This window comes from Fructilactobacillus sp. X8R2C1 (genome assembly GCF_059900955.1).
Genome location: NZ_JBWXVI010000004.1, coordinates 54436 through 81315, shown reverse-complemented (window position 1 = coordinate 81315; position 26880 = coordinate 54436). Strand labels below are relative to the sequence as shown.

The window sequence follows — 26880 nt, the reverse complement described above, 5'->3', positions numbered from 1 at the left end:
ATTGAAACCACTTATTTATTTTTTACATCCAACGGCCTATTCAACTTATCCGCTAAATTTACTACCACGATAATGATGAATAGTACCAGTGCGAACCAGAAGACGTTGTGAAAGGCGCCAAGGAGAATCTGATTGATATCACTAATGATGTTAGCTGGAAGGTGAATTCCAGCCGAATTTTTTGATGAAATGACACCGTTTAGAAGTTTGCTGTTGATGGCAGGGTAACGGTTGTGACCTAGATTGATTGATAGGTTAAAGATGAAACCAAATACTCCAGTCATGACAGTCTGTCCCAGTGTTCTGCCCAACGTAATCATTGATGAAGCGATACCAACGTTGTCTTTGGGCACGATTGCTTGCGCAACGACTGTGTTCATCGTGATTACGATTCCCAGTCCGGCACCTGTAATCCCTGAAATGATGTAGAACCAAATCATTGATAGGGAGACGGAACTGAATACCAGAATGAGGTAAAATGCAAATTGAATAATCACAATCGGAATGGTAACGAACTTTGGAGCGAAACGCTTAATCAGCGCCCCAACGAAGAATGAGGTAATTAACCAGGCAACTGGACTGGGTGTAATTGCCAAGCCTGCAATCGTTGCTGAAACCCGATAGATTGACTGTAACCACATTGGAAAATAAATTTGAAAGCCAAATTGAATTCCGCTCAGTAGTAAAGCCGTTAAGATTTGGGCGGAAAAAGTCGATGATTTAAATAGTTTCAGCGGAATAACAGGGTCGCTGGCTTTTCTTTCGGCATGAATGAACAGGATAAATGATGTAGTAATAATGACCAATCCAATAATAATTACGACAAAGTTGATTTTTTGTTCACCCAAAAATTGAAGGGTAACTAACAGTGATACTAGAAACAAGGCCAAGTAAGTGCTACCAAGATAGTCCATTTTGAGGGATGTTTTCTTGGTAATGGGATCTGCGTATCCAAAGCAGATTAGAATGAATACAATGATGCCCAGTGGAACGTTGATGAAGAAAATCCAATGCCAGCTGAGTTGGTCAACGATAAAACCACCAATGATGGGACCAATTAAGGCCGAAATTCCCCACGCCGTATTATTCCATGCCATCATGTTAGAACGTTCTTCTAGTGGAAACGTGTCGGCAATTAAGGTAAACGTGATTGGCATAATTGCACCAGCACCCAGTCCTTGAAGGGCTCTCGCCGCAATCAACAAGCCGATATTCGTTGATAGTCCACAGGCCATTGATCCAATCGTGAAAACTGCTAAGCCGAAGAGAAAAATGGGCTTCCTGCCAATTCGATCACTCAATTTACCGTAAATGGGTGTACTGAGTGTGGTCGTTAATAGATATGTAGCGAACACCCAACTTTGAAAAGCCAGTCCGTGCAAACTGCTCAGTATCGAGGGCAGAGCTGTAGTGACAATGGTGGTCTCAACCGACGTCATGAACGTGGCGATTAACACTGAAATGATGATGAGGACTTTTTTCTTGGTCCATTTCTTCTTTTTCTTCAAGGTAGTTCCTCCTAATTAGTAAAATGTATTTCGATAATTATCGAAATTATAATTAGAATAATCCCATCTAGAATTGGATGCAAGTATCTTGAAAGCAAAATAAAAACAGAAGTCTAATTATGGCTTCTGTTCAATAACATTATTTAAGTGAATTTTGTTAATTAAGTCTTGATTAACGGATAGGTATTTGGTTTGCCCAGCTTTTCTCATATTGGTTAATCCCGCGTGTCTGAGAATTTTGAAATGATAAGAGACGGTTGATAAGGATAGATTGAGATGGGAACTAACTTCGCCACATGTCATTTCATTTTTATTTTCCATGAGAATTCTGAGAATTTTAATCCGATTTGGTTCAGAAAGAGCTTTGAAAATGCTGGCTAATTGTTGTTCGTTAGGATTATCCAAGAAACTTTCTCCTTTCACTTCATTTTAAAAATTAACTATTCCATTATTTAGAATAATTGGGTATGATTATATACAGAGTGATAATTGATTTGATCACCAATTGGAGCTTTAGTAGGTTTACTGTGTTGAGCCTCATCTCCACCTTAATAATTAATGAAGAGGTGAGTCGCTTGAATACAGAAGAAAGTGGGTTATTGGGATTGTTCCACTAGCAGTAGTGGTTCTTGTTATCTCGTGTGCAGCAATTAACTTTGCTAAAGCATACGCGATAATAAAAAAAGCTAACCGCAAAGATTAGCTTTTTACCCAAATAACACACTAAACCTATGCAGAAGAGATGATAACAGCATCTCTTCTTTTTTATTTAGTATACACTTATTTTATTTCCGTTGATGACGAATGTCAATTATTATTTGGTATGAAATGATTATTAAAATAGTTTCACGTGAAACAAAAATAATTTTTATCTAACAAAATTTTCTTAAGGACAACTCGTACTTATTAGTGTTGTCCTTTTTGGTTGCTCTAATTATATTGATTATCAATATTCGTTAATTAATTAATGTATTGAGTGTAACAGGGTATATAAAACATGTATTTAAATAAAATACGAACAATTAAAAGATATTTATTGAAAATTGTATGTATCATGATATGATTAATTTGTCTGGTACAACAATTTTTTTGGGAGGGACTCGTAATGAAACTCAAGCAAGCTTTGAAATGGATTACAGCTGGTGCTGCACTTACATTTTTATCGGTCGGATTAGTTGGATGTGGGAAACAGTCAAGTAATTACAAACCAAAGAAATTAACGGTTGGTTTTACGCCATCAGTGAACGCTGGGCAGGCCAATGCTGAGGCCAAACCACTCGCCAAGCAGTTAGAAAAACAGCTCCATATTCCGGTCACAGTCAAGGTTTCAACTGACGGGAACTCACTTATTCAGGCCATGGGTTCAAAGACGTTGGATGTTTCTGAAATGAACCCTGGGGACTTTGTCTTAGCGCAAAAGAATTACAAGGTGGTTCCCCTCGTTCAAGCGACGCGCCAAGCACGCGATCCGAAGACTTTGCAACTCACTAATAAGTCATCAGATCACTTTTATTCCACAATTGTTGTCAGAAAAGATAGTGGTATCAACAACATCAACGATTTAAAGGGCAAAAAGATTGCCACTGGTACCACGAATTCAACGGCGGGTTATATTTATCCGGTCGTTGAGCTTATGAAGCACGGAATTAATATTAACAAGGATGACATCAAGACCGACGTTATTAATGGTTATGATCAAGCTGTACTGTCCGTTTTAAACAAGAACAACGATGCTGCCTTTACTTTCCAAGGAGCTCAAACCTTAGTCCAAAAGGACAATCCGAACGTTATGAAGGATACCAAGGTTATTTACACGACTAAGGCTATTCCAAATGACGTGGTTGCTTGTCGAAGTGACATGTCGAAGTCGTGGCAGAAGAAGATCGCAAAGGCCTACGAGAACATGGCGAAGACGAAAGAGGGTCATGACGTTATCTTTAAGATTTATCAAGAAGAGGGATACGTTCCGTACAAGAAGTCAGAATTTAAGCAACTTCATTCGTACATGGACCAAGCCAACAAGATTAGTAAAACCAAAGAATAAGCGAGAGGGATTAAATTGAGCGATTCGGATATTTTACAAGTTAATCATGTTACCAAAACTTATCCTAGTGGTATTAAAGGATTAGATGATATTAGTTTTAACGTCAAACGCGGTGAATTCATCGCGGTCGTTGGACTTTCAGGTGCGGGGAAAAGCACCCTGTTTCGTTCCCTTAATCGGATGCAAGATATCAGCGACGGCAAAATTATCATCAACGGGACTGATATTTCTAAATTGAAGGGGAAAGCGCTCCGCCACTTTCGCCGAAAAATTGGAATGATTTTTCAAAGTTTCAACTTAGTGAACCGGCTTACGGTTCAAAAAAACGTTTTAAGTGGAAGAGTTGGTTACTATCCAGTCTGGAAAACACTTCTCGGTTTGTATAGTAGAGAAGACAAGGAAAAGGCGGTTCGATCACTGGACCATGTTAACATGCTCAAAAAATTATACGATCGAGCGGACTCCCTTTCTGGAGGACAGATGCAGCGGGTCGCCATCGCACGAACAATGATGCAAGAACCTGATTTGGTTCTGGCTGATGAACCCGTTGCTTCCCTCGATCCCAAGACTAGTCACGGAGTTATGCAGGATTTGAAGAATTTAAACGTCAAGGATCACGATACTGTTCTGGTGAACCTCCATTCAGTTGAACTAGCACTTGAATTTGCGGACCGAATTATTGGAATTCGGGATGGAAAATTAGTGTTTGACAAGCCAGCGGCTGATTCTACTCCAGAAGATTTGAAGGCGATTTACGAAGGAGGCAATAGCTAATGCACACTAGCGACATGCCGAAGATGTCCTTTGTCAAAAAGTATCACGTTAAGGGCATCATTGTAATTGCCATTTTGATCGTTTTGTTTATTTACTCCATGAAAATTTGTGGGGTTGATCCCAGCTTGTTTATCTCGAACATCGCCCAGTTTGGGGTTCTGATTGGTCAAATGAGTAACCCGGATTGGTCGTACTTTAGTTTTATCTGGGACCCACTGGTTCAGACCGTTCAGATGGCAATCCTTGGAACTACGATTGGAACCGTCTTTGCGATTCCAGCTGCATTTCTGGCCGCACGGAACCTTGATCACAGTAAGGTTATTCATGGCACGTCTCGGTTCGTACTGGACATCGTCAGAACGTTACCGTCACTTCTGTTGGCAGCTATCTTAGTTGCCATCTTTGGGATTGGTCCAACGACTGGAACCATCACGCTAGCCATCTTCTCATTTGGGATGATTTCCAAACTGTTCTATGAAGTATTAGAGACGGTCGATATGGGGCCAGCTGAAGCCATGAAAGCTTCTGGTGCCAGCATCCTTCAAATTATTCGTTTGGCCATTATTCCCCAGATTACAGGTCAATTTTGTAGTTTCTTCCTGTACACCTTAGAAGTTAACGTTCGTTCATCAACCGTTTTAGGATACGTTGGTGCTGGAGGCCTTGGTTTGTATCTTCAACAAACCATCGATGAATTCAACTACTCCGAGACAGCGGTTGTAATTTTAGCAACCTTCGTAACGGTTCTGGTGATTGACATCCTTAGTAATTACTTGAGGAGGAAACTACAATGACCATTCCAAAAATTAACGAGAAACAAAAACGATGGGACCGCTACAGCTGGATCGTTTGGGCAATTGTCATCATTTTGGTCTATGGCTGGTGTTTCTCTGACATGAAATTTAGTCAGATTCAGGAATCAGCTGGCACGGTTTCTAAGTCCATCTTCATGGGACTGATCCATCCTGATTGGTCCTACATCTACAATGGTAGTGGAGAAGACCTGGTGTCACAGTTGATTATGACGCTTGCCATTGCCTTTTTAGGAACCATCATTGCCGCTGTCATCAGTGTTCCGTTTGCGTTCTTCGCTGCTCATAGTAAGAGTAGTAAGTATAACGTAACGTCTAAAGTGGGAACCTTCCTTTTGACCGCCATTCGAGCTTTCCCCGAAATCGTTTTAGCGATTATGTTCATTAAAGCAGTGGGACCCGGTAGTTTTGCCGGAGTCATGGCCCTTGGGATTCACTCCATCGGAATGCTAGGGAAACTCTTCTCAGAATCCATTGAGGAAATGAATCATAGTTCGGAGTATTCCATCGTGGCGGCTGGCGGCAGCAAACCACAGGTTTTCGCACTATCGACGTGGCCGACCATCCTGCCAGCTTTGATTTCGTACACTTTGTACAGCTTTGAAATTTCAGTTCGAGCTGCCTCAATCCTTGGTTTGGTTGGTGCTGGCGGAATCGGGGCGCCAATGATTATGGCATTGAACACTCGGAATTGGCCGAGAGTAGGAATCATCCTATTGGGGATCGTCATCATGGTCATGGTGATTGATGGCTGTTCCGGATACATTAGAAGGAAATTAATTTAATGAATAGTCAAAAATACCAACTAATTCCAAATGGGAGTTAGTTGGTATTTTTTTCGTTTATAGTATAATTTACTTAAGGATTGAATTTAATTGAAAGAAGAGTGTCTGTATGCGATTTCTTAAATCATTAGGTAAGTTTATCTTGGCACCATTGCTTTCGGCTTTGATTGTTTTCGGTAGTTTTCCTGAATTGTTTGCGGTTATAAACATTAAGACTAGCCTCACCCTTAGTCCCGCCATGTTTTGGATTATTTTAATCTACGGAATGGTGGTGTTTGCCGTAGTTTACGCTTTGTTTTATAACGTCCTGTTCAAAAAGGGTAAGCCAAGTTCAACTAAATACAGTAAGTACGCCTCAGTTGGGATGCTTATCATTAACCTGATTTATGTGGTTTCCGCGCTGCTGCTTGGCTTGATCATGATCGGAATGAAAATGCCACAGTTTATTGATTCCATTGTGAGTGGCTTTACGATAATTGGGTTGCCCATTATCCTAATTCTGAACTTAATCGATTTCTTGTGTTATCCAACCAAGAAAACGTACGTAATTAATGGAATTTTCTTTGCGTTTGCCACTATTGTTTATGTGATGTTGTGGTGGAACTAATTATCAATATTGAATAACGAAATATTTTGATTGAGCTAATCAGTGATGATTGGCTTTTTATTTTTATTAAATTTAGATCCAATGTTGTAACAAATCATTACGATAATTAAGTTAATTATTATCTTTTTGAACAAAAATCGATTAATTTATGCATTATTAGAAGATTAAAATGAGCAAAGCAGATAGTTGGAATTAAATAAAGAATAAATACAATTAAAGATGTGTTGCTTAATTTCCAATATTTAATTATGATCCAAATCATAATTGGTAGTTCTAAAATGGCAGATACTATGCCAGGTGTGTAAGATTTAAAACGTATTGTTGCTGAGTAGTGAATTAGAAAATGGAACGTGTAGATCAACAAAAACGATAAATAAAGGGTTGAATTATTTGAAATAATACAAATAACTGATATTAAAACTAATATAATAAATTCTTCTAATACACCAACAGAAAATAAACTCGAATTTTTTGCAGCTCCAAATAATGGATTCTTCATTTTTGATAAGGTTACGACATTCTTTTTTACCCAATTTGGAACGAAAATAATTTCTTCAAAATCGTGAAGCATAAATAAAATTGGTAAGATCCAAAAGCTTAAAAGTATTTTCATTTTCAATCTCCTTACCGTCACACATGTGACATTTTTTGAATTGCTGTTAGTATAGTACTAGAGATTAAATTTCGTCTATACTATTTCAACAAGTGATACATATTTCGTTATTTTGTGACAGGAGGATAAAAAATGAGTAAGAGTACTGATCGATCAAGAGCGTGGCTCATCGACGCTTTCTTTGAACTATTAAAACGCAAAAATTATTCTGAAATTACGATTAGTAACATTACTGAAGAAGCTCAATTAGCTCGACGAACTTTTTATCGCATTTTTGATAATAAGGCGGATTTACTGAACTATTATTGTGACAATTTATTTAATGAGTATTTTGAAATGTTGAAGCAAAAAGTTAATGAAGAGATGTCATTTAAAGATATATTGAATATCTTTTTTGCTTTTTGGTGGTCTAAAAAGGATAAAGTAACGATTTTAATTCAAAGAGATTTATTTATTCCGATTATGTTGAAAAAAAGAGATAAATCTGAGGATGTTTATTCTTTATTTAGTTTCCCGTGGCATGTAAACGTGAGTGAAAATGGGGCAAATTACATCATGACTTTTTTCGTTGGTGGATACTGGAATGTATTAGATAAGTGGCTTAGGAAGAATAATCCTGAATCACCCGAATATATTTCGAAATTGTTGTTTAAAGCTTTAAACAAGATAAAATAAGCTGACAATCTAATGGTGATTGTCAGCTTATTTTTAATGGCATATTTTGATTATTTTATTAATTTAGTACAATAGATGTATAAGTGTTATCTACAAAAAATATCATTTAATAAAAAGAGGTCATTTGATTTTGAAAAGTAAAAAACATCAATTACTGACGCTGAGCGTGATATTTTCGCTGGTGTTTTTAATCATGCCGCTGATCTTCAATCCTAGTACGGTCGATGCTAGTAACAAACAGCCGCCCATTTCACAGAATGAAATTAACATAAAGGCCAAAAGTGCCATTGCCGTTGATGCCACCAGCGGCCAGATCATTTATAGCAAAAACGCTAACCAAGAGTTGCCGATTGCGTCCGTTAGTAAACTCATCACTACATATATTGTGTTAAACCAAATAAAAGCAAAAAAGATCTCGTGGGACAGCAAGGTCAAAATTAGCCCTGGGGTTGCTAATTTGAGTCAGAAACGTGATTTTACCAACGTTCCGTTGAAAGCTGGGCAATTGTACACGGTTAAACAACTGTACGACGCGAGTCTGGTTTGTTCTGCTAACGGTGCTGCCATGGCACTTGGCGAATATTTGGCAGGTCCTAACCACGACTTCGGTAAAATGATGAATCAAGAAGTCAAAAAATTGGGAATTAAGAACGGGCAATTCTATAACGCATGTGGATTGGCTAATCATGATTTAGGCGCGCTAAAGAATCCTAAACTAAGTGATGACGCTGAGAATACGATGTCAGCTAGGGAATTAGCTCAATTGTCACAGAAATTAATTACTCAATACCCGCAAATCTTAAAGACTACCTCAATGACCACATTGGAATGGGATGGAAATACGCACAAGAACACTAACTTACTTCTGGGCCAAACTAATCCATTTAAGATTGATGGATTAAAGACGGGGACCAGTAATACCGCGGGTGAGAATTTTGTGGGAACCGGTACCAGCAACAACGACCGTGTGATTACCGTCGTTTTGGGAGCGCCAAAGGAACAGCGCTTCACCCAAACTCAATTAATGCTCAATCAAATCAGTCAGAGCCTGGAACCAATTACGATTGGTGACAACGTGATTAAAAATAAAACCGTCAACGTTGTTAACGGACAAAAGCAAACAACCAAGATTGGAGTAGTAAAGCCTCAAACGTACTGGTTACCGCAGGGTGAAAAATTAAAGACAGACTTTGTCTCTACCAACCACTCTAGGGTTTTCAAAACGCCACTTGCTCCAATTACGAACGGCGAGAGGGTTGGAACGGTTAACATCCAGGCGTCTCAAAATGAATTAGACTTATTACCAAACAGTTCCATGAGTGTCCCCGTTGTTTACAAATCGACCAATCCAGTAAATGTGATGAAAATGATCATGGGCGCGATTGAATTACTGGTTATCCTTCTGTTGTTAATCTACTTAATTCTTCAAATCAGGAAGTTTAATCGACATCGTCACTAGTAATTAAAATTATGAAGTTTTCATTAATCGACCGCAAAAAGTGTTGTCGAACGCGCTAATATGCATTATACTGGTAAATGTAATTGAGTTTTGCTTGCGAGCGGCTAGCTCAACTTGTTAGAGCAACGAATTCTTTATTCGTGAGATTGAGGTTCAAGTCCTTGGCTGCTCATATAAATGTAAAAAAATGATTGCCTGGTGGGGCAATCATTTTTTTATGGATTTTATTTAAATTGACATCTAATTATTTATTCCATATAATAAAAACGAGAAGAAATCTCTAACTTTTTTCTCATCGCAAGTTGGATGCGATTATCATAGGTGAGTTAGTCCACTATGATTGGCTTTTTTATTATTACGTCTGCTGTGGTGATTTTAATTGCTGACAGTATTAAAACACACCGTAACTGCTAGAAGACTAGTGGTTATGGTGTGTTTTTATTTCTTAATTATATTTTTCAACGTTCTTTTTGATAAAGTTGGCGGAAGCCTGGAGTTTATCCTTTTCTTCATCGGTTAAATCAAGTGGGACATCTTCAATGATGCCGTCTCTTCCAACCACAACTGGGTAGGAGAAGTATACGCCATAGTCAGAACGGTAGTTTGAGACTGGCAAAACGGTGCGGGCATCAGAGAGAACGGTGTTGGCGAGTCGTACTGCGGCACTGGCAACTCCGTAACTGGTGTAACCCTTACCTTGCATTACTCTAAAACCGCCGTGGCGTGCTTCCTGGTCTAAAGTGTCGAGGTCAAGATGACGACTTTTGGCTAACTTTTCAATTGGTTGGTCAAGAGCCCGAACGGTCGACCATGCGGTAAACTGGGAGTTACCGTGCTCGCCAAGGTTGTAACCAGTCACCGAGCGCGAATCAATGCCTAGCTTTTCACCAACGGCACGCTTCATTCTGGCAGAATCTAGGAGTGTTCCCGTTCCGATGACGTGCTTTTTTGGTAAACCAGTAATTTGTTGGTACAACTGAGTAATCACGTCAACTGGATTGGTAATGGCAATCAAAACGCCATTAAAACCGGAATCACGAATCTTGGGTGCGACCTCTTTGACCTGTTCGATGTTGTAGGATAATTCGGCAAAACGATTGTCGCTGTCGTTATTTGACAGTTTAATCTTACCAAGGGCCGAGATAACAACGTCGGCGTCCTTTAAGGCGTCGTAATCATTCACAATGATATTGGTGTGAAAGGGTAGATTAGGCATCCCCTCCCGAAAGTCAATGGCGTCAGCGTTGACCTTGGCGTCGTTTTTATCAATCATTACTAAATCATCGGCGAAACCGTTCACAACGATGTAATTTGCCACCGTTGATCCAACGTGACCGTCACCAATGATTCCAATTTTTCTAGTCATAATATGCCTCCCATTAATTATTTGGTTTCAGTTTAACAGATTGAGGTTGATTGGGAGTAAAAAAAGTTGGATTGACATTTATGCGTTTATCACATACAATAATAGTTTAATAAAAAAGGAAGAGATGTCCGATATCTCTTCCAAGCGCGTATTTCAGGTGCGTTAATTGGTTGGGCTAATCAGTGATGATTAGCTTTTTTTATTATATATGGATATTAAAGTGACCCGTTAATTTATCGTTTAAAATAATCAACTTTATTTGTATTTATTAATTAGCTTATTAGGATTATTTAATTCGTTAAATTCATTTTGATTTAAGTGGATAACGCCATTTCCAATCATTGGAATTCCGCTCACTTTTGCGATCTTATAATTTGAATATACGGTCAAAGAGGTTTTAATATTGTGTTTTCTTTCATGACTTACATATTTATAGCTTACTTTAGCATCCTTAGGAACCTTTTCTTTCTTTACTGAATTATAGTTTTTATCTATTTTTGAAAGAATATCAGTGCTTTTATGACCATTTGCCGTTTCAATAACTTTGTTATTTGCATCATATACTTTTAAATAATCTTTCCCAGAGCTATTTAACGAGAAATTCTTACATCCACTTAGAATAAACAACATTGTTACGCAAAGAATTGGAATTATAAACTTTTTAGATAAATTCATAACTTCCTCCTTGTTTTTTAATAATTTTACCGAAGTTAGAATAATTGTCAATATTAGGTTAATTTTCTAAAAGATTGTTTATCTTCACTAAAATCCTTCCTTGTTTTCCATGATCACTTAAATGTTTTTGGGCTTCTTTGACATGATTAAAATCATAGGTTGAGTCAATATAGGATTTTAAAGAACCATCATTTAGCATTTGGATAATTTTGTTGTATTTTTGAGGAGCAATTGGTTTATTTTTAAACAGATAATTAATCTCTTTACGAATGGGAATAAAGTTCGGTAATGCTGACGAAAAAATGGTTCCGTGCCTACATAATTTGACTTCTAAACTGTGCAATATTTGTACATTTCCAGTTGTGTCTAAAACACAGTTGAACTGGTTGTTAGACAACTCATTTTTATCGGTCACAATATTATTTTTAAAATTACTAGATAAGAATTTTTGATCAATTTCAGAAGAAAAAATTACCGTTTCGGTTCCTAATAAATTTAACATTTGAATTAGGTAACTCCCAACACCACCCGATGCTCCAATTAAAAGGACTTTATCACTGGAAGTAATCTTTGATTCTAGGATCATCATTAGAGCAGTATCTGCACCGCCAAAAATGGTAGCACCTTGTTTCAAAGAGACTCCGTTAGGCAATTTAAATGTATAAAATGGTATTTTTGGTGAAACATATTCGGCATAGCTTCCAGTTGTTGAAACCCCAATCACATTTTGGTTGATATTTTTGCTGTTTTTTAATAATCCTGAATTTTGAATAGTACCGGAAAAGCTATATCCAATAACATTAGGAAGTACCTTTGAATTTAAATCCCCTAGTAGTCCATTTTCACTATAAATATCCCACGGTAAAACTGGTACGTACTTTACTTTGATTAAACTAGATAATGGTAATATTCTTGGTTGTGATATTTCTTTAGATACCAGACCGTCAATTCCATCATAGTTGGTTTGAACAATTGCTTTCATATTAATTTCTCCCTTATTTTTTATGATTTAATTTTAAATAAGCAGATAGAAAAACGATAATTAGTATTCTAATTATCGTTTTTTAGTAAGCTCAATTATTCTTATATTTAATTAAGGGAGGGATACTTATGTTGTGGCAATTGATTGTACTTTTCTTTATCAGTCTGTTAATTAGTAAATTTTTTTCGGTATCTTTACTTACTACAGCACTGGTAGTTTATGCAATATACTTTGTGTTATTTTTTATTAAATTACTTATCTTACTTTGGTTAAGAAAAAAGTTATGAAATCATCTAAAGTTTACAGATTTTTATTAATTTTTTGGTTAAATACATCTGATAAAACAGTGGCATTTTTTCTAGATTTATTTTCGTTGTCTTTATCACGCAACTTTTCGTAGCATTTTGATAGTAAGAAGTATAAATCAGACAACATGTAGTTAGAATTGTTTTTTGTGATCCAAACGATTCCATCTGAAATAATATTAATTGCATCGCTATATTTTTGGTGATCATAAAGGGTTAAAGCGTATTGATAAAAGACAACATTTAAATTTTCACTGTAATCTTTGAAATGATAATTTTTAATTTTGTTGATTAGAAAGTTGAATTGTTCGCTATTGAGTTTTGCTGATTTGGAATTGATAAAGTCAATTGCGCTGAGTAGGAGAATTTCAATCGACGATAAGTTTCGCTTGGCTTTTGAATTATAGGTGTATTGTAATGCCATTTTAAGAATTTTGGCAGATTCCTTTGGATCTTGCTTTAGTTGAAATACCGCACAACCGTAATAATAGTAATATTTCTGAAAATCTTTGTCGTAGTGAAGTTGATTAATGACATCTGAATGATCCAGCAGGTCGACTAATTTTTGATATTCATGTTGATTACATAAATTTTCGATTTTTTTCGTAATGTCTTTGAATGAGCCAATTTCAAAATAGTCAGCTAGTAGAACACTATCAATGGAAATGTCTAGTTTATGACAGATCTGTGATAAAAGAATGGCATTTGGGATATAATTTCCCATTTCGATACTACTAATCATAGACTGTGAACAGATTCCGCTTGCTAGTTCAGATTGAGATAAGTCATGTCTTTTTCTCTCGATCATAATGTTGCGTCCCATTATTTTTGATGCATGATTAACAGTGTTCATGATAGATGCTCCTTCAAGAGAATTGGCTCGTTTAGGCAATTATAGACGACCTTACGGATAATGTGTATAATCATGTGCAAATACTATTATTAGAATTATTGGAGTGTTTTACATATAAAATTATGGGCTGGAGTATCCATTTTTGAAGCATTAACGTTTGTTGTATTTACAACACTAATTTTTGTTAGAAAAGTTGATGCGACTGGTGTAGTCCAAAATACTGAACTTAAATGGATTACTTTTGGGATCTTGTTAGTTCCATATGTAATTCTACTTATTTGTCAGTTAATTTGGTACCTTATGATTAAAAAATATCATTCGGCAAAATAAAAGAACTAGCATATTCGTATCTAAATATGCTAGTTCTTTACTTCCTAAATTTTATCAAACGCCTGTTTCAAATCGTCCAGTAAATCTTCCTTATCCTCGATCCCAACTGACAAACGAATCAAACCGTCGGCAATCCCGTCCTTTAGACGTTGTTCTCTTGGAACTGAACCGTGGGTCATGACCGCTGGAACCTCAATCAAGCTTTCCACGCCACCAAGGCTTTCGGCCAGGGTGATGATTTGCAAACTTTCGATAAACGTCTTCGCTGACAGTCCTGGTTGCAGTTCAAACGAAATCATGGGACCAAAGTTACGCATCTGTTTCTTTGCCACTTCGTAGTTCGGATTGTCAGGATCACCAGGGTAATAAACCTTCGCCACTTTGGGTTCATTTTTGAGAAAATCAAGAATGGCGTTCGTGTTGTCTTGGTGAACCCGCATGCGAGCACCCAGCGTCTTAATGCCACGTTGAACCAACCAACTGTCATCGGGACCAAGCGTACTACCGATGGAATTCTGCAGGAAGGCCAACTGTTCGGCAATCTGGTCATCGTTAGTAACGGCAACGCCCGCCACGACGTCACTGTGTCCACCGAGATACTTTGTAGCTGAGTGAACCACCACGTCAGCGCCCAAATCCAACGGGTTCTGATTATAAGGGGTCGCAAAGGTGTTATCAACGATGGTTTTGGCAACGTGTTTTTTCGCCATTTCGGATAATTTATGAATGTCGGCTACCGTCAGCAGTGGGTTCGTAGGGGTCTCAAAGTAAATGGCTTTAGTGTTGGGCTGAAAAGCAGCTTCAACGGCATCAGTATCCTGCATGTCAACGGCCGTGAACTCAAGTCCGAAACGTTTCATTACTTGATTAATTAGACGAATCGTCCCACCATACAGGTCTTGGCCGACAATGATGTGATCACCCTTGGAGTACATCGAGAGGATGGTGTTGATGGCAGCAGTCCCCGAACTAAAGGCAAAACCAGCGGTTCCGTTTTCGAGTTCTGCCATCTGGGTTTCAAGGGCGTACCGGGTCGGATTGCCCGTCCGTGAGTATTCCCAGCGTGGATTCCCGCCAAGCTTAGTTTGTTTAAAAGTTGAGGTGCGGTAGACCGGGACGGAAACGGCACCCGTTCCCTTGTCGCCGGTGATACCACCGTGAATTAATTTTGTGTCAATGTGCAAAGTAAAAACCTCCTTGAATGTGACTATTAGGATTGATTATAGACTAGTGATGAAAGTTAGAAAAGAAATGGCATTATCGAATTTAATTTTGTAAAATCGGTTTTATCGTTTCGTGACATGTGTTAGAATTTTCCTATTCAATTAACGTTAGGGGAAGTTTATCATCATTAAAAAATTAGAAAATAAGAAAATCGTATACTGTCTTTTAGCGATTATCGTCGTTATTGGATTAGTGATTCTATTTAAGGATTATTTTCCACAGATTCGGATGTTTTTTGATCCAAGTCAGCGTGGCGAGGCCGTCAAAGAAATTCATGAGCATGGGGTCATTGATGCGGCTCTGTTTTTAATTGTTTTAACGTTTGCGACACTGTTACCATTTGTTCCCTATCAAGTAATTTGTGTGTTAGCCGGCATTTGTTTTGGAAACGTTCTGGGCTTTTTTATTAATTTAATTGGATTGACCCTTGGAGGTCTTTGCAGTGTTAAGTTAATTAAGTCCGTCCGTAACATCGCCAGTAATTATCGAGATAAAGAATTGAGTTTTAGTAACGTTAAGCATCCCTTTATCATTCTATGCATTGGTTATGCCATCCCATTCTTCCCCGTTTATTTAATTAGTTACGCGGCTTCACGGTTCAAAATATCACGTAAACTACTGGTCCTAGCGGTCGTGATTGGGTCAATTCCACAGTCGATCATCTACATTGTCGGTGGGATGTACATCATTAACGGTAGTTTAAAGCGTATTGTCGGCGTCCTAGTTGGTGCCATCCTGTTTATTATTGTTTTACACATGGTCATTAATCACTTTACAAATAAAGATAGTTCTAAGAATAAGCATCAAGAAACAGCGAAAGATAGTCAAAGCAAATCGAACTAGATTAATTAGGCAATCCATCCGGGTTGTCTTTTTTACGTTCAAAATTTGGCTTCTGGTAATGATAATGGTGTTATAATCAAGCCGTTCAATTGTTTGTAACAAAAAACTAAATAACGAGGGTTGCTTCCGATACGCCTCGCTAAAAACAATGAGGAGATGTTCATAATGTTACATGCATTAGCAAAAAGTCGATGGTTTGACCTAGTTGGAGTCGCAATCGTGGTGATTGCGTCGATTGCGAGTGGTTATCTGACGGAGAATCTGGCAGACGTCACGCACTGGGGCTCCTGGGCGGTCTTTGTTCCGTTTGGAATTATTTCGATCATAAACGCCGTCCTCTCCATCTATTCAACGCGTTTAACTGGGAGAATGAATAACCTCGGCAATGTGATTGGCATCATTAACGTAGTTCTGTCCGGCTTTATTGACTACGTTTTAGGTAATAAAGCGGCGGTCGTTACCTATCCGGTGACTTTCATCATCTACACGTTTGCGATTAATAAGTGGATGAAGACCGCTAAGTACAAGGCGACCAAACCGTATACGGGAATCAAGAAGTGGGTCGTCATGACCAGCATTTTACTTTTGAGTCTCATATTTTCGTTTGCGGCCAATTTAGTGGGATGGCCTAACGGTTACACGCATTTGTTATTCTGGATTGTCGTGATTGCGTTTGATTTGTCGCTGACTGCGAACATTTTAAACGCCATGAAACTGACCGTTCAGTGGAAGTACTGGTTCGTCTACAATCTGATCCAGTTACTAAAGGCCATCGTACAAGGCAACTTCGCAAACGTTGGCAAGTACATCTATTACATTATTAACTCGATTTGTGCGCTTGATTTCTGGGAGAAGCCAATCTTGAAGCCAGCGAAAATTAAATAATTAAGTAAGGGGAATCCATTTATTGGGATTCCCTTTTTATACATAATTAAAGTTTATTTCATCACAATATTGGGGAATTTTTTTGGCTTTTGACTCTACTAGAAACACAAGGGTTTGAAAGAATAATTTCTTAGATAATTATGATTTTGATGTGTTATAACTTGAATTTTTTTAGAAGACGAGTATAACAATCTGTAAGCGGTTACAGATCAAACCAATCATTTCGAAAATTCCAATCCTGTTTTATAGAAAAGAGTTTAAAAAATCAATTGTTGATTAATGAAATCAGCTTTTTCTTTGATCATAATTGCTCAATAATTAACAATTTTACATTATGGGAGGGTTTACTTATGAAGATTGAAGCAGCGGTCGTTAATAAGAAAAATGGCAAGTTCGAAATTAAAGATGATGTCGAATTAGCCAAAATGCAACCAGATGATTTACAAGTTCACATGGTTGCGACTGGAATTTGTCACTCAGATGAAGCTTTAAGAAAGGGCACGGCCGAGATTGGTTATCCGATTATTCTGGGTCATGAAGGTTCTGGGATTGTCGAAAAGGTTGGTTCGGAAGTAAAAGACTTTAAGCCCGGCGATCACGTCGTTCTGTCATTTTATGGTTGTGGAAATTGCATTAACTGTTTAAGGGGAATTCCCACTCAATGTCTAAACTACGCGGCCAATAACCTATCGGGGGTTCGTCCCGATGGCAGTGCGCACTTCACCGAAAATGGGCACGATGTTGCCGACATGTTTGACCAATCATCGTTTACCACAACCACGGTGGTACGTGAACGAAACGCCGTTAAGGTCTCAAAGGACCTCGATTTAAGAAAGTTAGGACCATTAGGTTGTGGCTACGTGACTGGTAGCGGAACGGTCTTTAACACTTTAAAGCCCGAGCCCGGCTCAACGATTGCGGTCTTTGGAACTGGAGCCGTTGGTTTGGCAGCCATGATGGCTGGTCGCATTTCCGGATGTACCAGTGTGATTGCCGTTGACATCGTTCCTTCCCGTTTGAAGTTGGCCAAGGAACTTGGTGCCACTGACGCCATCAACAGTAAGGACGAGGATCCCGTTGAAGCCATCAAGAAATTAACTAATGGGCACGGAGTCGACTACGCCGTTGATACCACTGGTGTTAAACAGGTCATGGAAAGTTCGATTCAAGCCTTGGCTCAAGGCGGAACAACGGCTACGATTGCCGTAACCGACCAGCACATTAACTTGGATACTTGGAACGACCTTTGTACCAGTGATCGCAAGGTTGTCGGTGTTAACATGGGTGATTCGATCCCGCAAGTCGACGTTCCACGTTTAATTCGTTTTTACCAATTAGGCATGTTCGACTTTGATAAGACCGAGAAGTTCTACCCATTTGATGAAATCAACGAAGCCAATGCTGATTCCATCAGCGGAAAGACGATTAAACCGGTACTAGTAATTGATAAGGACTACCAACCTGGCAAATAAGGTTGATTAAATCACTTTAACATGATTGTTGAAATTAAACGTTATTGAAAGGAAGCATCATATTATGACTGAATTAAAACATTACCAAATGTACATTAACGGAGAATTTAAAGATTCAGATTCAGGAAAAGTATTAACGGTGCTCAATCCAGCGACGGGACAAGCAATCTCAACCGTTCCTAGTGCTAGTAAGGAAGAGACTAAACAAGCCATCGATGCCGCAGCTAAAGCCGAAGAATCATGGAAGAAGGTTCCAGCTGCCACTCGTGGTCAGTATTTGCACGCGGTCGCAAACGAAGTTCGTAAACAAAAAGACCATTTGATTTACATGCTTCAAGAAGAACAGGGCAAGATTAAGTCACTTGCCACCACTGAGATCCTGTTCTCAGCCGATTACTTTGACTACATGGGAAGTGCCAGTCGCACCTATGAGGGAGAAATCCTTCAATCTGATAACGAAGACGAAAGTATCATGATTGAAAAGCAACCAATTGGCGTTGCGGCCGGCATTTTACCATGGAACTTCCCGTTCTTCTTAATTGCCAGAAAGATGGGTCCAGCACTAGTCACCGGGAACACCATTGTGATGAAGCCAAGTTCTGACACCCCTAACTTAGCACTTGAATTCGCTAAGATCGTTGAAAAAGTCGGCATTCCTAAGGGCGTCGTTAACATTGTCACGGGACCTGGTTCGGTTGTTGGCGACGAATTGTCAAAGAACAAAAAGGTTGGCATTATCAGTCTGACTGGTTCGGTTGAGTCAGGGAAACGAGTCATGACGAGTGCCGCTACCCATTTGGCCAAAGTGTCACTTGAACTTGGTGGAAAAGCTCCCGCCATTGTATGTAAGGATGCTGATATTGACTTGGCGGTTCAATCCATCATTGATTCCCGAGTTGATAATAATGGTCAGATCTGTAATAACTGTGAACGAGTATACGTCCAAGAAGACGTGGCCGACGAATTCATCAAGAAATTATCGAAGAAAATGTCAGAAATCACGGTTGGCGATCCGATGAAGGACGAAAACGTTGGGATGGGTCCACTGATTAACCAAGGAGCTTTGGATAAAGTTTCAAAGATGGTTGACCGAGCCGTTGAAGCTGGCGGCAAGGTTACCGCTGGTGGTCACAAGTTGAACATCGAAGGTGGCTTTTACTACGAACCAACGGTCATCACGAACGTCAAACAGGATTCTGAGATTATTCAGGATGAAATATTTGGACCGGTTCTCCCAATTGTGACCTTCAAGACCTTAAGTGATGCCATCAAGATGGCTAACGATAGTGACTTTGGGCTTACTTCATCAATCTTTACCGAGAATCTGGATAACGCTCATCGAGCCGCAAACGAACTCGAAGATGGTGAAACCTACATTAACCGTTACAACTTTGAAGCCATTAATGGTTCACATTCTGGTTGGAAAGAATCTGGAATTGGTGGTGACGATGGTAAACATGGAATTGATGAATTCTTAAATACCCACACCATCTACTTGCAGGGACACCCTGATAAAGCAAAATGATAATCAATATTAATAATTAGGAACAGGATGAACTCATAGAGTCGGACTAAAAGTCGACTTTATGGGTTCATTTGTTTTACTTCTGTTTCTTCTTCATAAATTGTCAAAGTAGCTAAAGATTGATAAGATTTAGGCACTAATTAAAAGACAACCGAGGAATAATTAATGAAATTACGTGCTTTAGAGAAAACTGATTTACCCAAACTCCATGAACTGTTTAATGATAAACGCGCCATGGACTACTGGTTCACCGAATCGTATCTTTCTATGTCGTCTCTTAACGAAAGATACGAACGTGAGAACAATGATTCGGCCGTTCGCAATTTTGCGATTGACGTCAAGGGCAAGTTTGCTGGAATCGTGGCGTTGATTGATATTAATCCACGCGATCGAAACGCTGAGATTGAGATTGCGCTTGGTGACGAATTCGTTGGCAACGGCATTGCCCAGGCGGCGTTTGATGCCTGTGTGAACTATGGATTTGAGACGTTAAACCTCCACAAGATTTTCTTGTACGTTGACGTGCAAAACAAACCAGCTGTTCATATTTACGAAAAGTTTGGGTTTAAGATTGAGGGAACCTTAAAAGACCAGTTTTACGTCAACGGAAGTTACCATGACGTGTATTGGATGGCTAAGTTTGAAGATGAATCGGTTTAAGACAACCAATCTTTGGTTGTTTTTTCTTTTCGACAAAACGCTTTACTTGCATTCAAGTCCAAGTGAAGGTGTAAATTATGGGTAGTTAATAAATAACAAATAAGGAGAGTTATTATGGAATACTTTACATTAAATGACGGCAACCAAATGCCCGCAACTGGTTTTGGGACCTTTCAAATCACTAACCCCGAAGAGGCCGAACAATCGGTCATCGACGCCATCGCATCGGGTTATCGTTTAATCGATACCGCTCAATACTACCAAAACGAGGAAGCCGTGGGTCGGGGTCTCAAGAAGTCTGGCGTAAAACGTGAAGATTTGTTTGTTACCTCTAAAGTTTGGTTCACTGACAGTGGTTACGACAAAACCATGAACATGTTTGAAACCAGCCTCAAGAAACTAAGGCTTGATTACCTTGATTTATACCTGATTCATCAACCTTACGGCGACACCTTTGGTTCATGGCGAGCCCTTGAAGAACTTCAAAAAGCGGGCAAAATTAAGTCCATTGGGGTTTCCAACTTCTACGATGATCAGATTACCAATTTGGCATTATTTAACGACGTTAAGCCCGCCATCAACCAGATTGAGATTAATCCGTGGGAACAACAAAAGACCGCCGTCGACTATCTGGAATCATTTGATGTTCGTCCAGAAGCTTGGGCCCCATTTGCGGAGGGCAAACACGCTATCTTTAATAACGAAACCCTGAAAGCAATTGGTGCTAAGTACGATAAGAGTGTTGGTCAGGTCATCTTACGTTGGGAATTTCAACGTGGAATCGTGACCCTGGCTAAATCAACTCATAAGAATCGCATGGAAGAAAACATTGATATCTTCGACTTTGAATTAAGTGACGATGATATGAAGGAGATCGCCAAGTTGGACAAGGGTGAAAGCCAATTCTTTGACCACCGTGATCCAAAGACCATTCAAAACTTCGTTAAATAATGAGAATGCGAAAGGCATAATTCATGAAGAAAATTTTAATTGTTGGAGCGACCGGAAACGTGGGCCAAGAAGTCAGAAAGAACCTGTTGGAAAAGACCGATGATTTTTTGACACTCTTTTCAAGAAGTGCAGGTCAAAGGTTTAGTGATGATGATCGTGAACGAGTCGTTAATGGCGACGTAAATGATTTATCTGACCTTGAAAAAGTAGTGCACGGTCAGGACGAAGTGTTTGTGGCGCTTAGTGGCAACTTACCGGAAATGGCCAGGAACGTTGTGGCCGCCATGGATGATGAAAACGTCAAACGCCTAGTCTTCATTACGTCAATGGGCATTTATAATGAAGTCCCTGAAGAAATTTCGGCAAGTGGAAACCTGAAAAATAATCCGCGACTGGCACCGTATCGTGAGGCGGCCGATGTGATTGAAAGTTCTGATTTAGATTACACGTTAATTCGACCGGGATGGTTTGATAACGGCAGTAGTGAATACGAAATTACGTATAAGGGTCAAGATGTTAGCGGTAATCGGGTAGCCGTTGCCAGTATTGCTGACCTAGCGACGCGCCTGCTTCAAGATGACCAGCTGGATGTAAGAGAAAGTTTAGGAATTAATCGAAAAGCTTAGTTAAATGAATGTGAGGAATTGAAATGAAAGCAACGGAATTTATCAAACCGGGCGATGTTGAACTCGTTGACACGTCCAAACCCAAGATTGAAAAACCAACCGATGCCATTATCAAGGTGGTCAGGGCCAGCGTTTGTGGATCCGACCTCTGGTGGTATCGTGGCATTGACGAACGAAAACGCGATACCTTTGTTGGTCACGAAGCCATCGGGATTGTCGATTCAGTTGGGTCCGACGTCAAGGACGTTCAACCCGGTGACTTTGTGATTGCCCCATTTACCCATGGTTGTGGTCACTGTGCCGCTTGTTTGGCGGGTTTTGACGGTAACTGTATGAATCAGGAAAAGGGTGCCAACATTGGTTATCAAGCCCAGTACTTCAGATACATCAACGCTAACTGGGGGCTTGTCAAGATTCCCGGTCAACCATCGGACTATTCAGACGAAATGTTGAAGTCACTGGTTACCCTTTCTGACGTCATGGCAACGGGTTATCATGCGGCTGCCAGCGCCGAAGTGAAGGACGGTGACACCGTTGTCGTCATGGGTGACGGGGCCGTTGGTCTCTGTGGTGTGATTGCGGCCAAGTTACGTGGCGCAAAACGAATCATTGCCATGAGTCGGCACGAGGACCGGCAAAAGTTGGCTAAAGAATTTGGCGCCACTGACATCGTCCCAGAACGTGGGGATGAAGCGGTCAAGCACGTCATGGAACTAACCGACGGTGCTGGCGCTGATGCCATTTTGGAATGTGTGGGAACCGAACAGTCGGTTGATACCGCAACTAAGGTTGCTAGACCAGGTGCCGTCGTTGGTCGAGTGGGAATTCCCCAAAAGGCTGACATGAACACCAACAACTTGTTCTATAACAACACTGGTTTACGTGGTGGCATTGCGCCCGTTACCACCTACGACCGTGATGTCTTGTTGAAGGCGGTTCTTGACGGCAAGATTAATCCCGGAAAAGTCTTTACCAAGGAATTTGATTTAGATCACGTCAAGGATGCTTATGCCGCCATGGATAAGCGGGAAGCCATTAAATCGTTGTTGATTGTTGATAAGGATTAATTATGTTTGACTGAACAATAGTTTAATGAAATTAGAATGATTAGTTTTCCAAAAAATAAGTCCTTACTCGATTTGAGTAAGGGCTTATTTGGTTTATTTATTTAAACATCCTGGTCGGTTGGACGAACCAAGACTTCGTTAATATCAACGTTTTCTGGTTGACTCATCATGAAAACTGCGATTTCCGCGATGTTTTCGGGACTTAACCAACCATGTTTGCCAGCTTCAATCTGTTTTTTAATCTTGTCATCGTTGATGGTATCCATCAGGTTCGTGTCGACAAAGCCGGGTGAGACAATCCCAGTCCGAATCCCATTTTGGTGTTGTTCCTGACGGAGACCCTCCATGATGGCTTTGACGGCGTACTTGGAACCGTTATAAACGGCAGAATTAGGGTAAACTACGTGTCCAGCGACCGAATCGGTGGCCATGATTAAACCTTGGCCCTGCTGTTTCATTTGGGGAACCGCGGCCACAATGCCGTTTAAAACGCCCATGATGTTGGTGTCAATGGTTTTTTTCCAATCGGCTAAACGATCTGGGTCGTCGACAGGCCCTTGCGGCATGATGCCAGCGTTGTTATACATGACGTCTAGTTGACCGTACTTGTCGATTGCCATGCCAGTCAGTTCCTGAACGTCTTCTTTCTTAGTAACATCCGTAATTTTGTAAGAAAAGTTTTTTGGATTATCAACTTCGGTGGAAAGCTCTTCAAGTTGTTCCTCGTTTCTAGCACCAACGACCACTTTGGCACCCCTAGACAAAGCTAACTTGGCGGTGGCAGCTCCCATCCCAGAACTACCACCGGTGATAACTACAACTTTATTTTCGATTGTCATAATAAAACCCCTCTTCCAACTTATGACTTCCGATACGAGATCATTTAACGCTAAATTTAGTCCTGATTCAAGTAAATGGGTTCCAAAATTGATTAAGATTCTGTGACAAAAAAACTCCCACTCGTTGAGTAGGAGTTAAATCAAGGTTTTATTAAACGTCTTGGTCGGTCGGGCGAACCAAAACCTCGTTAATGTCGACGTTTTCTGGTTGACTCATCATGAAGACCGCAATCTCTGCGATGTCGTCAGGTTCTAACCAGCCATACTTGGTGTTGTTATTTTGTTCAATACTCTTTTGAATGGTATCGTCGTGAACAGTTGACATCAGGTTGGTATCAACGGCTCCGGGTGAAACAATCCCGGTCTTGATGCCATCTTTGTGTTGTTCCTGACGCAGGCCTTCCATGATGGCTTTGACGGCATACTTCGAACCATTGTAAACGGCTGATCCAGGGTAAACTACGTGACCAGCGACTGAGTCGGTGGCCATGATTAAACCATGACCCTGTTTCTTCATTTGGGGAACGGCGGCCACAATCCCGTTTAATACTCCCATAATATTGGTATTTAAAATATCCTGCCATTCGCTCAATTTAGCTGGATCGTCAACCATTCCCTGAGGCATGATGCCAGCGTTGTTATAAATTACGTCGAGCTTGCCAAACTTTTTGATGGCTAAATCGACTAAAGATTGCACCTCGTCTTTTTTCGTAACGTCAGTTTGTTGATAGGCAAAGTTTTCGGGATGGTCAACTTCATCGGCCATTCGTTCTAATTTTTCTTCGTTTCGTGATCCAATGACCACTTTGGCACCTCGTGTAAGGGCCAACTTAGCGGTTGCTTCTCCCATTCCAGAAGAGCCACCGGTGATGACAACAACTTTATCTTTAACAGACATCATAACAACTCCCTTCTTAATACTGTTAAAGGGTAAACCCTCATATGGCGTAAACGTCAAGAAAGGTGACTTGATGAAAATTTTCCGTCTTCCATGTAACGTTTCGAGACATTAAACCTGTTCAAATGAAAATTAAAGCCTAGACTATTAGTATACTAAATTGATGAACGGGCGTGACTAACATGGCAGCAAACGAGGTTTTTGTATTTATCTGTACGATTTTGGTGTTCTTCATGACACCGGGGCTGGCGTTTTTCTACGCCGGGATGGTTTCAAGAAAAAACGTGGTGAACACCCTGATGTCGGTCTTCATCATGTGCAGCATCCCCGTTCTTTTGTGGGTCATCATTGGCTACTCGCTCTCGTTTTCGGGGAACTACTTCAACGTTATCGGTGGGATGCATGATTTCATGTTACATAATTTCAACTTTACCGCCCCAGCAACTGCCGGTCCCATCTCCAACGGTTCATACATGCTGTTTCAGATGATGTTTGCCATCATTACGCCAGCCCTTTGGATTGGTGGAATCGTTGGCCGGATGAAGTTTAAGTTCCTAATCCTGTTCACGATTGCCTGGTGTATCTTGATTTACTATCCACTCGTTCACATCGTATGGGGTGGGGGATTTTTACAACAGATGGGAGTCTTGGACTTTGCTGGTGGAACGGTCATTCACATTAACGCTGGGATTACCGCCCTGGTTCTGGCCATCATGCTTGGACGACACAAGCGCGGCAAAAACGACAAGGCTTATAACCTGACCTGGGTCTTTTTGGGAACGGTCATCTTGTGGCTTGGTTGGTACGGTTTTAACTGTGGGTCGGCACTCGCCATTAATCACATTGCGTTTCAGGCGATGCTGACGACCACGATTGCTACGGCAACCTCGATGTTAACGTGGATTATTTTGGACGTCTTCATCCTAGGCGCACCATCCCTGATGGGCGCATGTACCGGAACTTTGTGTGGCCTGGTTGCCATCACTCCGGCCTGTGGGTTTGTTGGAATTGGAAGTGCGATTGCGATTGGCATCATTGCCACGTTATGTAGTTACACCTTCATTAAATACTTAAAGCCCCGCTTGCACGTCGACGATACGTTAGATGCGTTCGGTTGTCATGGGGTATCTGGAATTGTTGGTAGTCTTTTGACCGGACTGTTCGCTAGTAAGGCAATTAATCCGCAGGTGAAGTTTAGTGGCATCTTTGCTGGTGGTTCACTTCATCAGTTTTGGATTCAGCTGCTGGCAACTGGTTTCAGTATCGTGTTTGTGACCGTCATGGTTTTCTTGATTGTGTTAGTGCTAAAGCACGTTACGAAGATGCGAGTTACTCCAGAAGAAGAGGCTAAGGGATTAGACCTGAGCGAGCATAAGGAACGAATTGATTGTGATGCGATTAATCGCTAGGATAACATGAAAGAAAATAATTTTATGTAGTTTGCCTATTAAGTAAAAAGTCAATTAATTTTTCAATCAAATGAGTTAATAAATTAATTATTACTGGAATAATGACTGATAGTAAGAGATACACAAGTCACCAGTTTGTGGTGAACTGATGATTGAGCTTATCAGCTAAAGCTGGTGGGCTTTTTTTTGTCTTACTATCGAAGTTAATGCCAATTGAATTACCACGTTTTTGATTTTATTTTTTTCATTTTAAAACCAATATTGTTAATATTATCTATTCAGTTTGATTATTCTATCTCTATATACTTCACTTGAAATTGTGGGAATAAAATCCTAATACCTGAATAATTGAGTCTTCCGTAAACACCAATGTTTTTTTGCCCTAACGATCCTACGTAATAATCTAAGTTTTCTGACCCTTGATCATCTGATAAATTTTTTAATGTCTCATATTTATGGCGTTTTATGTAGTTATAAGTGGCTAAATTTTTGCTAAACTTTTTAATTTTAGTATTTGATAAAGTTATTGCTCTCATTTGAATGCTTACTGCTGCATGGTCAGCAAATAAAAGGTCAAAAGCAAGAAAACCAATCGATAAAATGATAATGAGTGATGTTGATATAAGAATTGTTTTAGCTTTCATTTTGTAGTCCCCTTAATTTATTATTTTTCGTGATAATATTTTATCACGA

The 26880-nt window shown here is 39.8% G+C and carries 28 protein-coding genes and 1 tRNA gene; 18 read left to right on the top strand and 11 right to left on the bottom strand.

The window, feature by feature from the left end; all coding sequences use genetic code 11:
* Positions 1-11: 11 nt before the first annotated feature.
* On the bottom strand, positions 12-1508 hold the full coding sequence (locus tag AC6UD6_RS05295; protein ID WP_500695936.1) for an MFS transporter: 1497 nt from the start codon (positions 1506-1508) through the stop codon (positions 12-14).
* A gap of 117 nt (positions 1509-1625) precedes the next feature.
* The gene (locus AC6UD6_RS05290; RefSeq protein ID WP_500695935.1) at positions 1626-1913 is read right to left on the bottom strand and encodes an ArsR/SmtB family transcription factor; all 288 of its coding nucleotides are present in this window, start codon (positions 1911-1913) and stop codon (positions 1626-1628) included.
* Between the two features lie 700 nt (positions 1914-2613).
* Here AC6UD6_RS05290 and AC6UD6_RS05285 point away from each other — a divergent pair.
* From AC6UD6_RS05285 to AC6UD6_RS05265, 5 genes are all read left to right on the top strand, one after another.
* Positions 2614-3552 carry a phosphate/phosphite/phosphonate ABC transporter substrate-binding protein gene (locus tag AC6UD6_RS05285; RefSeq protein WP_500695934.1) on the top strand — a complete coding sequence of 313 codons (939 nt, stop codon included), beginning with the start codon at positions 2614-2616 and terminating at the stop codon, positions 3550-3552.
* Positions 3553-3561: 9 nt separating this feature from the next.
* Positions 3562-4326: a phosphonate ABC transporter ATP-binding protein gene (gene phnC, locus AC6UD6_RS05280; protein WP_500694281.1), complete on the top strand. Its 765-nt coding sequence runs from the start codon at positions 3562-3564 to the stop codon at positions 4324-4326.
* Complete coding sequence (phnE, locus tag AC6UD6_RS05275) at positions 4326-5120, top strand: phosphonate ABC transporter, permease protein PhnE (protein ID WP_500695933.1); 795 nt, start codon at positions 4326-4328, stop codon at positions 5118-5120. The genes phnC and phnE (AC6UD6_RS05275) overlap by 1 nt, the downstream gene beginning before the upstream one ends.
* Positions 5117-5923, top strand: coding sequence for a phosphonate ABC transporter, permease protein PhnE (gene phnE, locus AC6UD6_RS05270; RefSeq protein WP_500695932.1), 807 nt, complete (start codon positions 5117-5119; stop codon positions 5921-5923). The genes phnE (AC6UD6_RS05275) and phnE (AC6UD6_RS05270) overlap by 4 nt, the downstream gene beginning before the upstream one ends.
* A gap of 109 nt (positions 5924-6032) precedes the next feature.
* Entirely contained in the window at positions 6033-6530 is a 498-nt protein-coding gene (locus AC6UD6_RS05265; protein WP_500695931.1) for a hypothetical protein, read from the top strand.
* Between the two features lie 118 nt (positions 6531-6648).
* Here AC6UD6_RS05265 and AC6UD6_RS05260 read toward each other — a convergent pair whose 3' ends face one another.
* A complete protein-coding gene (locus tag AC6UD6_RS05260; protein ID WP_500695930.1) occupies positions 6649-7143 on the bottom strand; it encodes an HXXEE domain-containing protein in 495 nt (164 codons plus the stop codon).
* Between the two features lie 132 nt (positions 7144-7275).
* Between AC6UD6_RS05260 and AC6UD6_RS05255 the strand changes: the two genes are divergently transcribed.
* The 3 genes from AC6UD6_RS05255 to AC6UD6_RS05245 all read left to right on the top strand — a co-directional run bounded on the left by AC6UD6_RS05255 (position 7276) and on the right by AC6UD6_RS05245 (position 9449).
* A complete protein-coding gene (locus AC6UD6_RS05255; RefSeq protein WP_500695929.1) occupies positions 7276-7818 on the top strand; it encodes a TetR/AcrR family transcriptional regulator in 543 nt (180 codons plus the stop codon).
* A gap of 130 nt (positions 7819-7948) precedes the next feature.
* Positions 7949-9277, top strand: coding sequence for a D-alanyl-D-alanine carboxypeptidase family protein (locus AC6UD6_RS05250; RefSeq protein WP_500695928.1), 1329 nt, complete (start codon positions 7949-7951; stop codon positions 9275-9277).
* 98 nt (positions 9278-9375) lie between these two features.
* A tRNA-Lys gene (locus tag AC6UD6_RS05245) sits at positions 9376-9449 on the top strand.
* Between the two features lie 273 nt (positions 9450-9722).
* On the opposite strand, the gene AC6UD6_RS05240 is transcribed toward AC6UD6_RS05245, so the two are convergent.
* The 4 genes from AC6UD6_RS05240 to AC6UD6_RS05225 form a co-directional block, all read right to left on the bottom strand.
* Entirely contained in the window at positions 9723-10643 is a 921-nt protein-coding gene (locus AC6UD6_RS05240; RefSeq protein ID WP_500695927.1) for an L-lactate dehydrogenase, read from the bottom strand.
* Between the two features lie 255 nt (positions 10644-10898).
* Positions 10899-11318: a hypothetical protein gene (locus AC6UD6_RS05235; protein ID WP_500695926.1), complete on the bottom strand. Its 420-nt coding sequence runs from the start codon at positions 11316-11318 to the stop codon at positions 10899-10901.
* 58 nt (positions 11319-11376) lie between these two features.
* Positions 11377-12300: a zinc-binding dehydrogenase gene (locus AC6UD6_RS05230; RefSeq protein WP_500695925.1), complete on the bottom strand. Its 924-nt coding sequence runs from the start codon at positions 12298-12300 to the stop codon at positions 11377-11379.
* 300 nt (positions 12301-12600) lie between these two features.
* The gene (locus AC6UD6_RS05225; RefSeq protein ID WP_500695924.1) at positions 12601-13413 is read right to left on the bottom strand and encodes a helix-turn-helix transcriptional regulator; all 813 of its coding nucleotides are present in this window, start codon (positions 13411-13413) and stop codon (positions 12601-12603) included.
* Between the two features lie 159 nt (positions 13414-13572).
* On the opposite strand from AC6UD6_RS05225, the gene AC6UD6_RS05220 reads away from it, so the two are divergent.
* The gene (locus AC6UD6_RS05220) at positions 13573-13788 is read left to right on the top strand and encodes a DUF3923 family protein (protein ID WP_500696011.1); all 216 of its coding nucleotides are present in this window, start codon (positions 13573-13575) and stop codon (positions 13786-13788) included.
* A gap of 44 nt (positions 13789-13832) precedes the next feature.
* On the opposite strand, the gene AC6UD6_RS05215 is transcribed toward AC6UD6_RS05220, so the two are convergent.
* Complete coding sequence (locus AC6UD6_RS05215) at positions 13833-14972, bottom strand: trans-sulfuration enzyme family protein (RefSeq protein ID WP_500695923.1); 1140 nt, start codon at positions 14970-14972, stop codon at positions 13833-13835.
* 232 nt (positions 14973-15204) lie between these two features.
* Between AC6UD6_RS05215 and AC6UD6_RS05210 the strand changes: the two genes are divergently transcribed.
* From AC6UD6_RS05210 to AC6UD6_RS05175, 8 genes are all read left to right on the top strand, one after another.
* Complete coding sequence (locus tag AC6UD6_RS05210; protein ID WP_500695922.1) at positions 15205-15855, top strand: TVP38/TMEM64 family protein; 651 nt, start codon at positions 15205-15207, stop codon at positions 15853-15855.
* Between the two features lie 165 nt (positions 15856-16020).
* Positions 16021-16740 (top strand): nicotinamide mononucleotide transporter, encoded by a 720-nt coding sequence (locus tag AC6UD6_RS05205; protein ID WP_500695921.1) that lies wholly within the window; start codon positions 16021-16023, stop codon positions 16738-16740.
* A gap of 350 nt (positions 16741-17090) precedes the next feature.
* Positions 17091-18212 (top strand): NAD(P)-dependent alcohol dehydrogenase, encoded by a 1122-nt coding sequence (locus AC6UD6_RS05200; protein WP_500694228.1) that lies wholly within the window; start codon positions 17091-17093, stop codon positions 18210-18212.
* Positions 18213-18276: 64 nt separating this feature from the next.
* The gene (gene aldA / locus AC6UD6_RS05195) at positions 18277-19737 is read left to right on the top strand and encodes an aldehyde dehydrogenase (protein WP_500695920.1); all 1461 of its coding nucleotides are present in this window, start codon (positions 18277-18279) and stop codon (positions 19735-19737) included.
* 165 nt (positions 19738-19902) lie between these two features.
* Positions 19903-20397, top strand: a complete 495-nt coding sequence (locus AC6UD6_RS05190; protein ID WP_500695919.1) for a GNAT family N-acetyltransferase — start codon at positions 19903-19905, stop codon at positions 20395-20397.
* 114 nt (positions 20398-20511) lie between these two features.
* Positions 20512-21348 (top strand): aldo/keto reductase, encoded by an 837-nt coding sequence (locus AC6UD6_RS05185; protein WP_500695918.1) that lies wholly within the window; start codon positions 20512-20514, stop codon positions 21346-21348.
* 23 nt (positions 21349-21371) lie between these two features.
* Positions 21372-21974, top strand: coding sequence for an NAD(P)H-binding protein (locus tag AC6UD6_RS05180; RefSeq protein WP_500695917.1), 603 nt, complete (start codon positions 21372-21374; stop codon positions 21972-21974).
* 23 nt (positions 21975-21997) lie between these two features.
* A complete protein-coding gene (locus tag AC6UD6_RS05175; protein WP_500695916.1) occupies positions 21998-23041 on the top strand; it encodes a zinc-dependent alcohol dehydrogenase family protein in 1044 nt (347 codons plus the stop codon).
* Positions 23042-23142: 101 nt separating this feature from the next.
* On the opposite strand, the gene AC6UD6_RS05170 is transcribed toward AC6UD6_RS05175, so the two are convergent.
* Both AC6UD6_RS05170 and AC6UD6_RS05165 read right to left on the bottom strand, forming a co-directional pair.
* Positions 23143-23880, bottom strand: a complete 738-nt coding sequence (locus tag AC6UD6_RS05170) for an SDR family oxidoreductase (protein ID WP_500695915.1) — start codon at positions 23878-23880, stop codon at positions 23143-23145.
* A 151-nt stretch (positions 23881-24031) separates the two neighbouring features.
* Positions 24032-24778: an SDR family oxidoreductase gene (locus AC6UD6_RS05165; protein WP_500695914.1), complete on the bottom strand. Its 747-nt coding sequence runs from the start codon at positions 24776-24778 to the stop codon at positions 24032-24034.
* A gap of 182 nt (positions 24779-24960) precedes the next feature.
* Between AC6UD6_RS05165 and AC6UD6_RS05160 the strand changes: the two genes are divergently transcribed.
* On the top strand, positions 24961-26187 hold the full coding sequence (locus AC6UD6_RS05160) for an ammonium transporter (RefSeq protein ID WP_500695913.1): 1227 nt from the start codon (positions 24961-24963) through the stop codon (positions 26185-26187).
* 287 nt (positions 26188-26474) lie between these two features.
* On the opposite strand, the gene AC6UD6_RS05155 is transcribed toward AC6UD6_RS05160, so the two are convergent.
* A complete protein-coding gene (locus tag AC6UD6_RS05155; RefSeq protein WP_500695912.1) occupies positions 26475-26831 on the bottom strand; it encodes a hypothetical protein in 357 nt (118 codons plus the stop codon).
* Positions 26832-26880: the final 49 nt, after the last annotated feature.

Bases quoted from the DNA above. Each gene is read 5' to 3' on its own strand.
- AC6UD6_RS05230 (WP_500695925.1), bottom strand. From the start codon at position 12,300: ATGAAAGCAATTGTTCAAACCAACTATGATGGAATTGACGGTCTGGTA.
- AC6UD6_RS05180 (WP_500695917.1), top strand. From the start codon at position 21,372: ATGAAGAAAATTTTAATTGTTGGAGCGACCGGAAACGTGGGCCAAGAA.
- AC6UD6_RS05175 (WP_500695916.1), top strand. From the start codon at position 21,998: ATGAAAGCAACGGAATTTATCAAACCGGGCGATGTTGAACTCGTTGAC.
- AC6UD6_RS05255 (WP_500695929.1), top strand. From the start codon at position 7,276: ATGAGTAAGAGTACTGATCGATCAAGAGCGTGGCTCATCGACGCTTTC.
- AC6UD6_RS05155 (WP_500695912.1), bottom strand. From the start codon at position 26,831: ATGAAAGCTAAAACAATTCTTATATCAACATCACTCATTATCATTTTA.
- aldA (WP_500695920.1), top strand. From the start codon at position 18,277: ATGACTGAATTAAAACATTACCAAATGTACATTAACGGAGAATTTAAA.
- AC6UD6_RS05185 (WP_500695918.1), top strand. From the start codon at position 20,512: ATGGAATACTTTACATTAAATGACGGCAACCAAATGCCCGCAACTGGT.
- AC6UD6_RS05205 (WP_500695921.1), top strand. From the start codon at position 16,021: ATGTTACATGCATTAGCAAAAAGTCGATGGTTTGACCTAGTTGGAGTC.
- AC6UD6_RS05170 (WP_500695915.1), bottom strand. From the start codon at position 23,880: ATGACAATCGAAAATAAAGTTGTAGTTATCACCGGTGGTAGTTCTGGG.
- phnE (WP_500695932.1), top strand. From the start codon at position 5,117: ATGACCATTCCAAAAATTAACGAGAAACAAAAACGATGGGACCGCTAC.
- AC6UD6_RS05160 (WP_500695913.1), top strand. From the start codon at position 24,961: ATGGCAGCAAACGAGGTTTTTGTATTTATCTGTACGATTTTGGTGTTC.
- AC6UD6_RS05200 (WP_500694228.1), top strand. From the start codon at position 17,091: ATGAAGATTGAAGCAGCGGTCGTTAATAAGAAAAATGGCAAGTTCGAA.
- AC6UD6_RS05235 (WP_500695926.1), bottom strand. From the start codon at position 11,318: ATGAATTTATCTAAAAAGTTTATAATTCCAATTCTTTGCGTAACAATG.
- AC6UD6_RS05165 (WP_500695914.1), bottom strand. From the start codon at position 24,778: ATGTCTGTTAAAGATAAAGTTGTTGTCATCACCGGTGGCTCTTCTGGA.
- AC6UD6_RS05285 (WP_500695934.1), top strand. From the start codon at position 2,614: ATGAAACTCAAGCAAGCTTTGAAATGGATTACAGCTGGTGCTGCACTT.
- phnE (WP_500695933.1), top strand. From the start codon at position 4,326: ATGCACACTAGCGACATGCCGAAGATGTCCTTTGTCAAAAAGTATCAC.
- AC6UD6_RS05240 (WP_500695927.1), bottom strand. From the start codon at position 10,643: ATGACTAGAAAAATTGGAATCATTGGTGACGGTCACGTTGGATCAACG.
- AC6UD6_RS05225 (WP_500695924.1), bottom strand. From the start codon at position 13,413: ATGATCGAGAGAAAAAGACATGACTTATCTCAATCTGAACTAGCAAGC.
- AC6UD6_RS05265 (WP_500695931.1), top strand. From the start codon at position 6,033: ATGCGATTTCTTAAATCATTAGGTAAGTTTATCTTGGCACCATTGCTT.
- AC6UD6_RS05190 (WP_500695919.1), top strand. From the start codon at position 19,903: ATGAAATTACGTGCTTTAGAGAAAACTGATTTACCCAAACTCCATGAA.
- AC6UD6_RS05260 (WP_500695930.1), bottom strand. From the start codon at position 7,143: ATGAAAATACTTTTAAGCTTTTGGATCTTACCAATTTTATTTATGCTT.